The organism is Agrococcus pavilionensis RW1 (genome assembly GCF_000400485.1).
Classification (GTDB): domain Bacteria; phylum Actinomycetota; class Actinomycetes; order Actinomycetales; family Microbacteriaceae; genus Agrococcus; species Agrococcus pavilionensis.
In genome coordinates, this window is sequence record NZ_ASHR01000044.1 from 17,064 (window position 1) to 29,200 (window position 12,137).

15 protein-coding genes and 1 pseudogene are annotated in these 12,137 nt (G+C 73.0%); 14 read left to right on the plus strand and 2 right to left on the minus strand.

The window, feature by feature from the left end:
• Positions 1–16 precede the first annotated feature (16 nt).
• The 10 genes from pgsA to dapF all read left to right on the plus strand — a co-directional run bounded on the left by pgsA (position 17) and on the right by dapF (position 7,511).
• Complete coding sequence (gene pgsA / locus L332_RS28615; RefSeq protein ID WP_021011794.1) at positions 17–616, plus strand: CDP-diacylglycerol--glycerol-3-phosphate 3-phosphatidyltransferase; 600 nt, start codon at positions 17–19, stop codon at positions 614–616.
• Positions 592–1,152: a CinA family protein gene (locus L332_RS28620; protein WP_235045103.1), complete on the plus strand. Its 561-nt coding sequence runs from the start codon at positions 592–594 to the stop codon at positions 1,150–1,152. The genes pgsA and L332_RS28620 overlap by 25 nt, the downstream gene beginning before the upstream one ends.
• A gap of 117 nt (positions 1,153–1,269) precedes the next feature.
• A complete protein-coding gene (locus L332_RS28625) occupies positions 1,270–1,599 on the plus strand; it encodes a helix-turn-helix domain-containing protein (protein ID WP_021011796.1) in 330 nt (109 codons plus the stop codon).
• A 10-nt stretch (positions 1,600–1,609) separates the two neighbouring features.
• The gene (locus L332_RS28630; RefSeq protein WP_021011797.1) at positions 1,610–1,831 is read left to right on the plus strand and encodes a DUF3046 domain-containing protein; all 222 of its coding nucleotides are present in this window, start codon (positions 1,610–1,612) and stop codon (positions 1,829–1,831) included.
• A gap of 158 nt (positions 1,832–1,989) precedes the next feature.
• Positions 1,990–3,048, plus strand: coding sequence for a recombinase RecA (recA, locus tag L332_RS28635; protein WP_021011798.1), 1,059 nt, complete (start codon positions 1,990–1,992; stop codon positions 3,046–3,048).
• A complete protein-coding gene (locus tag L332_RS0115855; protein WP_021011799.1) occupies positions 3,045–3,707 on the plus strand; it encodes a regulatory protein RecX in 663 nt (220 codons plus the stop codon). Before recA ends, L332_RS0115855 begins: the two co-directional genes overlap by 4 nt.
• 70 nt (positions 3,708–3,777) lie before the next feature.
• Positions 3,778–4,215: a hypothetical protein gene (locus tag L332_RS28640; RefSeq protein WP_021011800.1), complete on the plus strand. Its 438-nt coding sequence runs from the start codon at positions 3,778–3,780 to the stop codon at positions 4,213–4,215.
• Positions 4,216–4,252: 37 nt separating this feature from the next.
• Entirely contained in the window at positions 4,253–5,746 is a 1,494-nt protein-coding gene (gene miaB / locus L332_RS28645) for a tRNA (N6-isopentenyl adenosine(37)-C2)-methylthiotransferase MiaB (RefSeq protein ID WP_021011801.1), read from the plus strand.
• Positions 5,743–6,651 (plus strand): tRNA (adenosine(37)-N6)-dimethylallyltransferase MiaA, encoded by a 909-nt coding sequence (gene miaA / locus L332_RS28650; RefSeq protein WP_021011802.1) that lies wholly within the window; start codon positions 5,743–5,745, stop codon positions 6,649–6,651. The genes miaB and miaA overlap by 4 nt, the downstream gene beginning before the upstream one ends.
• Before the next feature lie 2 nt (positions 6,652–6,653).
• Positions 6,654–7,511 (plus strand): diaminopimelate epimerase, encoded by an 858-nt coding sequence (gene dapF, locus L332_RS28655; RefSeq protein ID WP_031224432.1) that lies wholly within the window; start codon positions 6,654–6,656, stop codon positions 7,509–7,511.
• Here dapF and L332_RS28660 read toward each other — a convergent pair.
• Positions 7,495–8,100 carry a class I SAM-dependent methyltransferase gene (locus L332_RS28660; RefSeq protein ID WP_021011804.1) on the minus strand — a complete coding sequence of 202 codons (606 nt, stop codon included), beginning with the start codon at positions 8,098–8,100 and terminating at the stop codon, positions 7,495–7,497. The genes dapF and L332_RS28660 overlap by 17 nt on opposite strands.
• Positions 8,101–8,168: 68 nt before the next feature.
• Between L332_RS28660 and hflX the strand changes: the two genes are divergently transcribed.
• Positions 8,169–9,629, plus strand: coding sequence for a GTPase HflX (gene hflX, locus L332_RS28665; protein WP_052588788.1), 1,461 nt, complete (start codon positions 8,169–8,171; stop codon positions 9,627–9,629).
• Here hflX and lexA read toward each other — a convergent pair.
• Positions 9,626–10,249 carry a transcriptional repressor LexA gene (lexA, locus tag L332_RS28670; protein WP_021011806.1) on the minus strand — a complete coding sequence of 208 codons (624 nt, stop codon included), beginning with the start codon at positions 10,247–10,249 and terminating at the stop codon, positions 9,626–9,628. The two genes, hflX and lexA, sit on opposite strands and share 4 nt — an antisense overlap.
• Before the next feature lie 241 nt (positions 10,250–10,490).
• On the opposite strand from lexA, the gene L332_RS28675 reads away from it, so the two are divergent.
• The 3 genes and pseudogenes from L332_RS28675 to L332_RS0115860 form a co-directional block, all read left to right on the plus strand.
• Positions 10,491–10,853 (plus strand): LysM peptidoglycan-binding domain-containing protein, encoded by a 363-nt coding sequence (locus L332_RS28675; protein ID WP_021011807.1) that lies wholly within the window; start codon positions 10,491–10,493, stop codon positions 10,851–10,853.
• 62 nt (positions 10,854–10,915) lie between these two features.
• Positions 10,916–11,995, plus strand: a complete 1,080-nt coding sequence (locus L332_RS28680) for a histidinol-phosphate transaminase (protein ID WP_021011808.1) — start codon at positions 10,916–10,918, stop codon at positions 11,993–11,995.
• Between the two features lie 9 nt (positions 11,996–12,004).
• A pseudogene (locus L332_RS0115860) lies at positions 12,005–12,137 on the plus strand (imidazoleglycerol-phosphate dehydratase); the annotation flags it as partial.

The window sequence follows — 12,137 nt, forward strand, 5'->3', positions numbered from 1 at the left end:
CGGGTAGCCTCGCAGCATGCCGATCCTGAGCCCGTGGCGCGGGCGCGTCTGGCGCAGGGGCGATGAGCCCGCGAGCGTCGCGAGCGTGCCGAACCTCATCTCGGCCGTGCGCATCCTGCTCACCCCCGTCTTCGTCGTCGTCGCGCTCTCGCACCCCGAGCCGGGCCTCGTGCGCACGCTCGCGGCGGTGCTCTTCACCGTGCTCATCGCGACCGACTTCGTCGACGGGCGCATCGCTCGCGGCCGCGGGCTCGTGACCGACCTCGGCAAGCTCATCGACCCGATCGCCGACAAGGCGATCACCTCGAGCGCCTTCGTCGTGCTCTCGGTGCTCGGCGAGCTGCCGTGGTGGATCACGATCGTCGTGCTCGTGCGCGAGTGGGGCATCACGCTCTACCGGCTCGTCGTCTCGAGCCGCACCGTGATCGCCGCCGACTGGGCGGGCAAGGCCAAGACCATGGCGCAGGGGATCGCGCTGCCGCTCGCGCTGCTGCCGCTGCAGGCGTGGGTCGGCGACTGGGGCGCGTGGGCGTGCGTCGTCACGATGACGATCGCGGTCGCGCTCACCATCTACTCGGGACTGGAGTTCGCGTGGCAGACGTGGAGGAGCCGGTGATGGATGCGATGGAGCTGTCGGGCAGGATCGTCGCGCGAGCCGCGGCGCGAGGGATCTCGATCGCGGTCGCGGAGTCGCTCACCGGCGGCCTCGTCGCCGAGACGCTCGTGCGCACGCCCGGCGCGTCCGTCGTGCTGCGGCTCGGCGTCGTCGCGTACGCGACCGAGATGAAGGAGCAGGTGCTGCACGTGCCGAGCGACCTGCTCGAGGAGCGCGGACCGGTCGACCCCGACGTCGCGATCTGGATGGCGCGCGGCGTGCGCCACCTCGCCGCGCTCGATCGCAGCGCGTGCACGATCGGCGTCGCGACGACCGGCGTCGCCGGCCCTGGCGCGCAGGACGACCACGCGCCGGGGGAGTTCCACATCGGGATCGAGCTCGAGACGGTCGACGGGCTGCGCTCGCACGCCTCGTCGCACTTCGAGCCGGGCGACCGCGAGCAGGTGCGCGAGGCGGCGCTGCTCGCGGCGCTCCGCGAGCTCGACGCCGCGCTCGAGCGCACCGACCTCGTGATGCACAGCGAATCCAAGGGATGAGGAGTGCTGGCTCGGAATGCGCGGTGCGAGCCTTGCGTTGTCACAGGTCGTAGGGCATCGAGCGGTTCGCAGGCAAGCTGCGGCTAGCATGATGCATCCACGGTGAAGGGGGAGACCATGGTGCTGGTTCGACAGGAGATCGGCGACGTGCTGCGCGATGTGCGCCTGCGCCAGGGCCGCACCCTGCGCCAGGTCGCCTCCCGCGCCTCCGTCGCCCTCGGATACCTCAGCGAGGTCGAGCGGGGCCAGAAGGAGGCCTCGAGCGAGATCCTCGCCTCGGTCGCCGAAGCGCTCGACGTGCCGCTCTCGAGCGTGCTGCACGAGGTGGGCGACCGCCTCGCGGTGCTCGAGGGCCTCGGCTACCACGAGCTCGACCGCATCGGCGCGAGCGTGCCCGACACGCTGCCCGACGACCTCGTCGCGGAGTTCGACTCCGCGGTGCGCTGAGAGACCCCGGATGCGGGCGAGCGAGCTGCAGCTCGCGCTCGAGGAGGAGTTCGGCTCGCTCGGGGCCGTGCTGATGGAGGACACGACGCTCTCGAGCCTCGGCGGGCGCACCGGTGCGGCCGCGCTCGCCGACGGCGTGCCGCCGCGGCAGGTGTGGCAGGCGATCTGCGACGCGAAGGACGTGCCGGTCGCTCGGCGCCACGGCCGCGGCGTGCGCGAGGCGCGGCGCTGAGGCGTCGCGACACGCCGCCGCATCGTTCGAAGATGCGTTCGATCCGGCCCTAGGCTGGAGCTGCTCGACGGGACTGTCCACAGGCCGGGCCCGGGGCCGCACGCATGTCAGCGGCCCGACGTAGCGTGAGCGCCATCACCGAAACGGAAGGCAAGCACATGCCCACACCCGCAGACCGCGACAAGTCGCTCGAGGCGGCGCTCGCGCAGATCGACCGGCAGTTCGGCAAGGGATCCGTCATGCGCCTCGGCAGCGAGGAGCGCGCGCCCGTCGAGGTCATCCCGACCGGCTCGATCGCGCTCGACGCCGCGCTCGGCATCGGCGGGCTGCCGCGCGGTCGCATCATCGAGATCTACGGCCCCGAGTCGTCGGGCAAGACGACCCTCACGCTCCACGCGATCGCCAACGCGCAGCGCAACGGCGGCATCGCGGCGTTCATCGACGCCGAGCACGCGCTCGACCCCGAGTACGCCAAGAAGCTCGGCGTCGACATCGACGCGCTGCTCGTCTCGCAGCCCGACACGGGCGAGCAGGCGCTCGAGATCGCCGACATGCTCATCCGCTCCGGCTCGATCGACATCATCGTCATCGACTCGGTCGCGGCGCTCGTGCCGCGCGCCGAGATCGAGGGCGAGATGGGCGACAGCCACGTCGGCCTCCAGGCGCGCCTCATGTCGCAAGCGCTCCGCAAGCTCACCGGCGGTCTCAACCAGACCGGCACGACGATGATCTTCATCAACCAGCTGCGCGAGAAGATCGGCGTCTTCTTCGGCAGCCCCGAGACGACCGCCGGCGGCAAGGCGCTCAAGTTCTACGCCTCGGTGCGCCTCGACATCCGTCGCATCGAGACGCTCAAGGACGGCGCCGACGCGGTCGGCAACCGCACGCGCGTCAAGGTCGTGAAGAACAAGATGGCGCCGCCGTTCAAGCAGGCCGAGTTCGACATCCTCTACGGCGTCGGCATCTCCCGCGAGGGCAGCCTCATCGACTTCGGCGTCGAGCACGGCATCGTCCGCAAGTCCGGGGCCTGGTACACCTACGACGGCGACCAGCTCGGTCAGGGCAAGGAGAAGGCGCGCCAGTTCCTGCTCGACAACCCCGACATCGCGGGCTCGATCGAGCGCCAGATCCTCGGCAAGCTCGGCATCGGCGCCGCGGCGCCCGAAGCGGGCGTCGAGTCGCTCGACGCGCGCCGGCAGGAGCGCCAGGGCGCGTGAGCGATCCCGACCGGCTCGCCGGGGTCACCGAGCTCTCGAGCTGGATCGCCGGGCGCGAGGAGCGCGCCGGCGACCAGCCCGAGGCCGAGGCACCCGTGGAGCCCGGCGCTCCGCGGCGCGGCTCGCGAGGCCCCTCCGGCGCCGGCTCGCGAGGGCGTGCCGTCGAGCGCGACGACGACGGCGGGCCGCTCGAGCCCATCGACGAGGAGGCGGCGCGGTCGATCGCGCTGCGTGCGCTCGGCCGACGGCGCGCGAGCAGGCTCGAGCTCGACCGCGCGCTCGCGAAGCGAGACGTCGAGCCCGCCGTGCGCGCCGCGGTGCTCGACCGGCTCGTCGAGGAGCGCTACCTCGACGACGAACAGCTCGCGCGCGACGAGGCCGAGCGGCTCCGCGAGCGCAAGCAGCTCGGCGAGCGCGGCATCGCCGCGGCCCTGCGCCAGCGCGGGCTCGACCCCGCCGTGCTCGACGAGCCCGATCGCGACGACGAGCTGCAGCGCGCGATCGATGCCGCTGCCGAGCGGCGCCGGCGCATGGGCTCGCTCGACGACGAGACCGCCGAGCGGCGGCTCGCCGGCTGGCTCCAGCGGCGCGGGTTCAGCGGCGGCGCCGTACGCATCGGCATCGAGCGGTCGCGCCCGCGGGGGCCGCGGTTCCGCTGACGCCCAGCACGGGAATCGCTCCGGGTCAAGGCTCAGGATCTGGCTCATGGCCAAGCAATAGATTGAGCGCATGAAGACCACCAAGCTCATCGCCGTCCCCGCGCTCGCCGCCGCCTCCCTCCTCGCCCTCACCGGCTGCATCCAGATGCCGCCCGCTGCGCCGGGCACCGACACCGACACCGGCAACGGCTCGGGCAGCTCGGCGGCGGAGAGCCTCGACGACACGTCGTGGACGGGTGCCATCGACGGCGTCGTCGCGCCGTTCGGCTTCACCCTCAACGCCGACGGCACCGTCGACATCACCACGTGGGGAGACTCGGACGAGACGTACGACTTCCCGCAGGACGTGTGGGAGGGCGACTCGTCCGACCTCACGGTCACGATCACGGGCCTCGAGGAGGGTGAGTTCGACCTCACCGTGACGGGCACCGCCGAGAACGGCGAGATGGACCTCTCGGGCGAGGGCACGAACGGCAGCAGCTACACGCTCACCGCGACCCAGGACTGACGCTCCGGGGCGGTCGCCGCTCGGTACGCTGGAGGGCATGCCCACGACCTCCGCGCTGCGCACCTACGAGGTGAAGACCTTCGGGTGCCAGATGAACGTGCACGACTCCGAGCGCCTCCGCGGCTCGCTCGAGGAGGCCGGCTACGCCGAGGCCGTCGACGGCCGCCCCGACGTCATCGTCATCAACACGTGCGCGGTGCGCGAGAACGCCGACCAGAAGCTCTACGGCCACCTCGGGCACCTCGCCAAGACGAAGCGCGAGCGGCCCGGGTTCCAGATCGCCGTCGGCGGCTGCCTCGCGCAGAAGGACCGCGCGTCGATCGTCGATCGCGCGCCGTGGGTCGACGTCGTCTTCGGCACCCACAACATCGGCTCGCTGCCGACCCTGCTCGAGCGCAGCCGCCACAACGGCGAGGCCGAGGTCGAGATCCTCGAGGCGCTCGAGGTCTTCCCCTCGACGCTCCCGACCAAGCGCGAGTCGACCTACGCCGGCTGGGTGTCGATCTCGGTCGGCTGCAACAACACGTGCACCTTCTGCATCGTGCCGTCGCTGCGCGGCAAGGAGCGCGACCGGCGCCCGGGCGAGATCCTCGCCGAGGTGCAGGCGCTCGTCGACGACGGCGCCCTCGAGGTGACGCTGCTCGGCCAGAACGTCAACTCCTACGGCGTGGAGTTCGGCGACCGGCTCGCGTTCGGCAAGCTGCTGCGCGCCGCGGGCGAGATCGACGGGCTCGAGCGCATCCGCTTCACGAGCCCGCACCCGGCCGCGTTCACCGACGACGTCATCGACGCGATGGCCGAGACCGAGGCCGTCATGCCGCAGCTGCACATGCCGCTGCAGTCCGGCTCCGACCGGGTGCTGCGCGCCATGCGGCGCTCCTACCGCTCCGCGCGCTTCCTCGGCATCCTCGACCGCGTGCGCGAGCGCATCCCGCACGCCGCGATCACGACCGACATCATCGTCGGCTTCCCGGGCGAGACCGACGAGGACTTCGAGGAGACCATGCGCGTCGTCGAGGCGTCGCGGTTCGCCTCGGCGTTCACGTTCCAGTACTCCATCCGGCCGGGCACGCCCGCGGCGACGATGCCCGACCAGGTGCCGAAGGAGGTCGTGCAGGAGCGCTTCGAGCGGCTCGTCGCGCTGCAGGACCGCATCTCGTTCGAGGAGAACCGCGCCCAGGTCGGCCGCACGGTCGACGTGCTCGTCTCGGTCGGGGAGGGCAAGAAGGACGCGGAGACGCATCGCCTCTCGGGGCGCGCCGAGGACAACCGGCTCGTGCACTTCGCGCCGGGCGCGGAGTCGCCCCGCCCGGGCGACATCGCGACGGTGCGCGTGACGCACGCCGCGCCGTTCCACCTGCTCGCCGACGAGGGCCCCATCGCCGTGCGCCGCACGCGCGCGGGTGACGCGTGGGACCGGAGCCAGGCCGACTCGTGCGGCGTGCCCGCGCCCGTCGGCGGCGGCGCAGCCGGAGCGGGTGCCGGGCGGCCCGTCTCGCTCGGGCTGCCGACGCTGCGCATCGGCACGTGACGCTCATCGCCGTCGTCGGCGCCACCGGCACCGGCAAGACGGCGAGGTCGCTCGCGATCGCCGATGCGGTGGTCGCGCTCGGCGCCCGCGCCGAGATCGTCAACTGCGACGCGATGCAGCTCTACCGCGGCATGGACGTCGGCACGGCGAAGGTGAGCGTCGAGGAGCGCCGCGGCCACGCGCACCACCTGCTCGACGTGCTCGAGCCGTGGCAGGACGCCGCGGTCGCCGCCTACCGCGACGAGGCGGCGCGCGTCGTCGCGGGCATCGAGGCGCGACGCGCGGTGCCGATCCTCGTGGGCGGCAGCGGGCTCTACGCCTCGAGCGTGCTCTACGCCTTCGAGTTCCCCGCGACCGACGCCGAGCTCCGCGCCCGCCTCGAGGCGGAGCTCGACGCGACGGGCGCAGCCGCGATGCACGCGCGGCTGCGCGCGCTCGACCCGGCCGCCGCCGACGCGATCGGGCCGCACAACGGGCGCCGGCTCGTGCGCGCGCTCGAGGCGGTCACGCTCACCGGCGAGCCGTTCCGCGTCGGCCTGCCCGACGAGCGCTCGCTCGCGCGCCCCACGATCATCCAGCACGAGCGCGTCGACCGCGCCGAGCTCGTCGCTCGGCTCGACGAGCGCGTGCTCGGCATGTGGCGGCGCGGCATCGTCGACGAGGCGCGAGCGCTCCGCGGGGCGGGCATCGAGCGCGGCACGACGGCGCAGCAGGCGATCGGCTACCGCCAGGCGCTCGACCAGCTCGACGGCAGGATCACGGAGGCGGAGGCGATCGAGCGCACACAGGCCCTCACCCGGCGCTACGCGCGACGGCAGGTGTCGTGGTTCCAGCGCTACCCGGCCGAGCCGCCTGCCGACGCGGCCGAGCTCGCCCAGCGCGCGGTCGCTAGCCTGGGGGGATGACGATGCACGCCACCGGATTCGCCAAGGGCCACGGCACGGGGAACGACTTCGTGCTCGTCGCCGACCCGGCCGGCGATCGGCCGCTGCTGCCGGGGGAGGTGCGCGCGCTCGCCGATCGGCGCTTCGGCGTCGGCGGCGACGGCGTGATCCGAGCCGTGCCCGCCGGTCGCGCGGGCGACGCGGCGCTCGACGACGCCCCCGCGGGCACGTGGGCGATGGACTACTGGAACGCCGACGGCAGCGCGAGCGAGATGTGCGGCAACGGGGTGCGCGTGTTCGTGCGGTTCCTGCTCGAGCAGGGGCTCGCCGAGCTCCCCGATGGCGGCTCGATCGACGTGGCCACGCGCGCCGGCGTCAAGCGCGTCGTGCGGCACGGAGACTTGCTCGCGGTCGACCTCGGGCCCTTCGCGCTCGGCGGCACCCGGCTCGTCGCCGCCGATGGCCTCGACGTCGCCCGGCCCGGCCTCGACGTGTCGACCGGCAACCCGCACGTCGTCGTCGCGCTCGCCGACGAGGCCGAGCTCGAGGCGCTCGACCTCCACCGGGCCCCCTCGCTCGACCCCGTCGCGGAGCACGGGGCGAACGTCGAGTTCGTCGTCCCGGGCGTGATCGCCGACGGCATCGGATCGATCCGGATGCGCGTGCACGAGCGGGGCGTCGGCGAGACGCTCTCGTGCGGCACGGGCGCGGTCGCCGCCGCGCTCGCGACCCGCCACTGGTCGGGCGAGGCGGCGGACCGCTGGATCGTCGACGTGCCGGGCGGCCGGCTCGAGGTCGACGTCGACGCCCGCGGCCACGCGTGGCTCACCGGGCCCGCCGAGATCGTCTTCCGCGGAGAGGCGCTCAGTCCGGCGCCGTGACGGCGATGATGCGATACGTCTTCCTGGAGGCCGCGCGCTCGACGTCGAAGCCGTCGAAGCGCTCCTGCAGCCAGCGCAGCAGCGAGTCGGCGCCGAGGTGCTTCTGCACCACGAGCCACGCGGTCGCGCCCGGCGCGAGCCGCGGCAGCCACGACTCGAGCAGCTCGTGCAGCTGCTGCTTGCCGATGCGGATCGGCGGGTTCGACCAGATGGCGTCGAAGCGGATGTCGGCCGGCACTCGCTCTGGCGCCGACGGCACGACGTTCGATAGGCTGAGCAGCTCGGCATTCCGCTCCACGAGCGAGAGCGCTCGGGCGTTGACGTCGACCGCCCACACGCGGGCATCGGGGGAGCGGAGCGCGAGCGACGCGGCGATCGGCCCCCAGCCGCAGCCGAGGTCGAGCAGCTCGCCCGTCGCGGGCGGCGCGGGGACGGCATCGAGCAGGACCGCGGTGCCGACGTCGAGGCGGTCGCCGGAGAACACCCCGGCGGCGGTCACCATCTCCCGCTCGCGGCCCGCGATCGGCACCCTGAGCGTCCGGACCGACTCGGGCGCGGCAGGATCGGGCGAGAAGTAGTGGTCCGACACGGATCCGACAGTACAGAAGGAAGCAACGCATGGCAGAAGCCCAGGACGGCACCGACAGCGGGCGCGCGATGGAGCGCATCCTCGCGTGGGCCGAGCCCGGCGAGGGCGAGCTGCTCGCCGCTCGCGCGCAAGCGCTGCAGGACGACGACGCGCCGAGCGACCGCGACGGCGACCAGCTCGACCGCGAGGAGCGCGCGGCGCTCCGGCGCGTCGACGGCCTCCGCACCGAGCTCGAGGACGTCACCGAGGTCGAGTACCGGCAGCTGCGGCTCGAGAACGTCGTGCTCGTCGGCGTCTACAGCGGCAGCGCGGAGGACGCCGAGAACTCGCTGCGCGAGCTCGCGGCGCTCGCCGAGACCGCGGGCGCGCGCGTGCTCGACGGCGTGCTCCAGCGCCGCCCGAACCCCGACCCGGCGACCTACGTCGGCCGCGGCAAGGCCGAGGAGCTCGCCGCGATGGTGAAGGAGCTCGGCGCCGACACGGTCGTCGCCGACAGCGAGCTCTCGCCGAGCCAGCGGCGCGCGCTCGAGGACCGCGTGAAGGTCAAGGTCATCGACCGCACGGCCGTCATCCTCGACATCTTCAGCCAGCACGCGAAGAGCCGCGAGGGCAAGGCGCAGGTCGAGCTCGCGCAGCTCGAGTACCTGCTGCCGCGCCTGCGCGGCTGGGGCGAGTCGATGTCGCGCCAGGCCGGTGGCCAGGTCGGCGGGCAGGGCGCGGGCATGGGCTCGCGCGGTCCCGGCGAGACGAAGATCGAGCTCGACCGGCGGCGCATCCACTCGCGCATGGCGCGGCTCCGCAAGCAGATCAAGGGCTTCGCGCCCGCGCGCCAGGCGAAGCGCGCCAATCGCGACCGCCACGAGGTGCCGGGCGTCGCGATCGCCGGCTACACGAACGCCGGCAAGTCGAGCCTGCTCAACCGGATCACCGGTGCGGGCGTGCTCGTCGAGAACGCCCTGTTCGCGACGCTCGACGCGACCGTGCGCCGAGCGCAGACCCCCGACGGGCGCGAGTTCACGATCGCCGACACGGTCGGCTTCGTGCGCGACCTGCCCCACCAGCTCGTCGAGGCGTTCCGCTCGACGCTCGAGGAGGTCGCGGAGTCGGACGTCATCGTGCACGTCGTCGACGCGAGCCACCCGGACCCGGCGTCGCAGATCGCGACCGTGCGCGACGTGCTGGGGGAGACGGGCGCGCGCTCGATCCCCGAGATCGTCGTGTTCAACAAGGCCGACCTCGTGAGCGACGACGAGCGGCTCGTGCTGCGCGGGCTGCAGCCCGACGCCGTCTTCGCCTCCGCCCGCACGGGCGAGGGCGTCGACGAGCTGCTCGAGCGCATCGCCGAGCTGCTGCCGCGGCCCGAGGTCGCGGTCTCGCTCCTCGTGCCGTTCGACCGCGGTGACATCATCGCGATGCTGCACGACCGCTTCGAGGTGCTCCGCGAGGACTACGAGGCCGACGGCACGCGCGTCGAGGCGAAGGTGACGGAGGCCGCGGCGGGGCAGCTCGCGGAGTTCGTGGTCGGCTAGACCGCGCGGAGCACCGCGACGACGCGGCCGAGCACCTCGGCCTCGTCGCCGAGGATGGGCTCGAACGCGGAGTTGCGCGGCAGCAGCCACGTGTGGCCATCGCGCTGCTTGAAGACCTTGACCGTCGCCTCGCCGTCGAGCATGGCCGCGACGATGTCGCCGTTCACCGCGTCGCGCTGCTGGCGCACGACGACCCAGTCGCCGTCGCAGATCGCCGCATCCACCATGGAGTCGCCGACGACCTGGAGCATGAAGAGGTCGCCGGAGCCGACGAGCTGCTTCGGCAGCGGGAACACGTCGTCGACCTGCTCCTCGGCCGTGATCGGGATGCCCGCGGCGATGCGGCCGACGAGCGGCACGAACGCCGCTTGCTGGATCGAGCCGACCGACTCGTCGATCTCATCGTCGACGAGGACCTCGATCGTGCGCGGCCGCGCGGGATCGCGCCGGATGCACCCAGCGAGCTCGAGCTGGCCGAGCTGGTGCGTGACGCTCGAGAGCGACGAGAGTCCCACGGCGTCGCCGATCTCGCGGTAGCTCGGCGGATAGCCGCGCTGCTTCACCGCGCGCTGGATCACCTGCAGGATCGCCTGCTGCTTCTCGGTGAGCTGCCTCGTCATGCCGTGCCCCGATCCCCGCGTGTCAGTGGTGCCTGATGGACTCCTCGTGGTTCGAAAGCGTATCCGAGAGGGCGCCCGGATCAAACGCACGTTCGAGCGAGTCGTGGAGAAAGTCCCGCGACAGGGTTGACGCGTGCGGCAGTTCGAAAGTAGATTCGAAACAGAGATTCGCAGCCGGTGCTCCCGGCCGAGCACCGGCTGCGGATCCCAGTCCTCGGACTGGGACCGAGAGGAGGCACTCATGACCGCCATCGCCACCACCGTCGCAGGCGCCGCGCCGATGCCGCGCCTGCGCATGACCGCTCGCGGCCGCCGCGCCCTCGCGTTGCTCGTCGCCGCGCCCGTGCTCGCCGTCGGCGCGCTCACCGGCGCGGGCCTCGTCGGCGACGCCGTCGCCGGCGCCGTCGCCTCCTCGTCGACCGCGACCGCCGAGTTCGACCACATCACCGTCGTGCCGGGCCAGTCGCTGTGGCAGATCGCCCAGGCCGTCGCCCCCGAGGCCGACCCGCGCGACGTCATCGCCGAGATCGAGCTGCTCAACGGCATCGCGGGCGCGATCCAGCCCGGCGAGCGGCTCGCGATCCCCGCGCAGTACGCCGACTGAGCGGCGCGGCCGACCGCGCCGCGCGCGGTCGACGGCATCCGCCGAAGTCCTAGGCTGGATCGGTGACGAGCCTCGACGACCTCCCGATCCGCGACGACCTGCGCGGGTTGACGCCCTACGGCGCACCGCAGCTCGAGGTGCCCGTGCGGCTCAACGTCAACGAGAACGCCTACCGGGTGCCCGAGGAGGTCGCGCTCGACATCGTGCAGGAGGTCGCGCGCGCGCTGCCTGACGCGAACCGCTACCCGGACCGCGAGTTCGACGAGCTGCGCCGCTCCTTCGCGCACTACCTCGGCCACGACGTGACGCCCGAGCAGATCTGGGCGGGCAACGGCTCGAACGAGGTGCTCCAGCACGTGCTGCAGGCCTTCGGCGGGCCCGGCCGCACGCTGCTGTCGTTCACGCCCACCTACTCGATGTACCCGCTGCTCGCGCAGGGCGTGGGGATGCGGTGGGTGCCGGTCCCGAGGGACGAGGGCTTCACCGTCGGCCCCGACACCGTCCGCGCAGCGATCGCCGAGCACGACCCCGACGTCGTCTTCCTGTGCTCGCCGAACAACCCGACCGGGACGGCGATCGACCTCGAGACGATCGAGGCGGCGGCCGACGCGGCGCGCGGCATCGTGCTCGTCGACGAGGCCTACGCCGAGTTCGCGCGCGACCGCGAGCAGACGGCCCTCACCCTGCTCGATCGGCACCCGCGGCTGCTCGTCTCGCGCACCATGAGCAAGGCGTTCGCGTTCGCCGGCATGCGCGTCGGCTACCTCGCCGCGCACCCGGCGGTCATCGACGCCCTCCGGCTCGTGCGGCTGCCGTACCACCTCTCGGCCATCACGCAAGCGGCGGCCGTCGCGGCGCTGCGCCACAGCGACGTCATGCTCTCGCGCGTCGACGACCTCCGCGCGCAGCGCGACCGCATGGTCGAGGAGCTCTCCCGGCTCGGCTACCGCCCGTACCCCTCGGACGCGAACTTCGTGCTCGTCGCCGGGGTCGACGACCCGCAGGCGACCTTCCGCGCGCTGCTCGATCGAGGCATCCTCGTGCGCGACGTCGGGCTGCCCGGCACGCTCCGCATCACCGCCGGGACGAGAGCCGAGACGAGCGCGCTGCTCGCCGCGATGGCCGAGCTGCGGCCCGAGTAGGATCGAGGGATGCCCCGCACCGCAACCATCGAGCGCACGACGAGCGAGTCGAGCATCCGCCTGAGCGTCGACCTCGACGGCACGGGCGCCTCCTCGATCTCGACGACGGTGCCCTTCTACGACCACATGCTGACGGCGTTCT

Coding starts and splice junctions, on each gene's coding strand:
- pgsA (WP_021011794.1), top strand. CDS start 17: ATGCCGATCCTGAGCCCGTGGCGCGGGCGCGTCTGGCGCAGGGGCGAT.
- L332_RS28625 (WP_021011796.1), top strand. CDS start 1,270: ATGGTGCTGGTTCGACAGGAGATCGGCGACGTGCTGCGCGATGTGCGC.
- L332_RS28630 (WP_021011797.1), top strand. CDS start 1,610: ATGCGGGCGAGCGAGCTGCAGCTCGCGCTCGAGGAGGAGTTCGGCTCG.
- recA (WP_021011798.1), top strand. CDS start 1,990: ATGCCCACACCCGCAGACCGCGACAAGTCGCTCGAGGCGGCGCTCGCG.
- L332_RS28640 (WP_021011800.1), top strand. CDS start 3,778: ATGAAGACCACCAAGCTCATCGCCGTCCCCGCGCTCGCCGCCGCCTCC.
- miaB (WP_021011801.1), top strand. CDS start 4,253: ATGCCCACGACCTCCGCGCTGCGCACCTACGAGGTGAAGACCTTCGGG.
- dapF (WP_031224432.1), top strand. CDS start 6,654: ATGCACGCCACCGGATTCGCCAAGGGCCACGGCACGGGGAACGACTTC.
- hflX (WP_052588788.1), top strand. CDS start 8,169: ATGGAGCGCATCCTCGCGTGGGCCGAGCCCGGCGAGGGCGAGCTGCTC.
- lexA (WP_021011806.1), bottom strand. CDS start 10,249: ATGACGAGGCAGCTCACCGAGAAGCAGCAGGCGATCCTGCAGGTGATC.
- L332_RS28675 (WP_021011807.1), top strand. CDS start 10,491: ATGACCGCCATCGCCACCACCGTCGCAGGCGCCGCGCCGATGCCGCGC.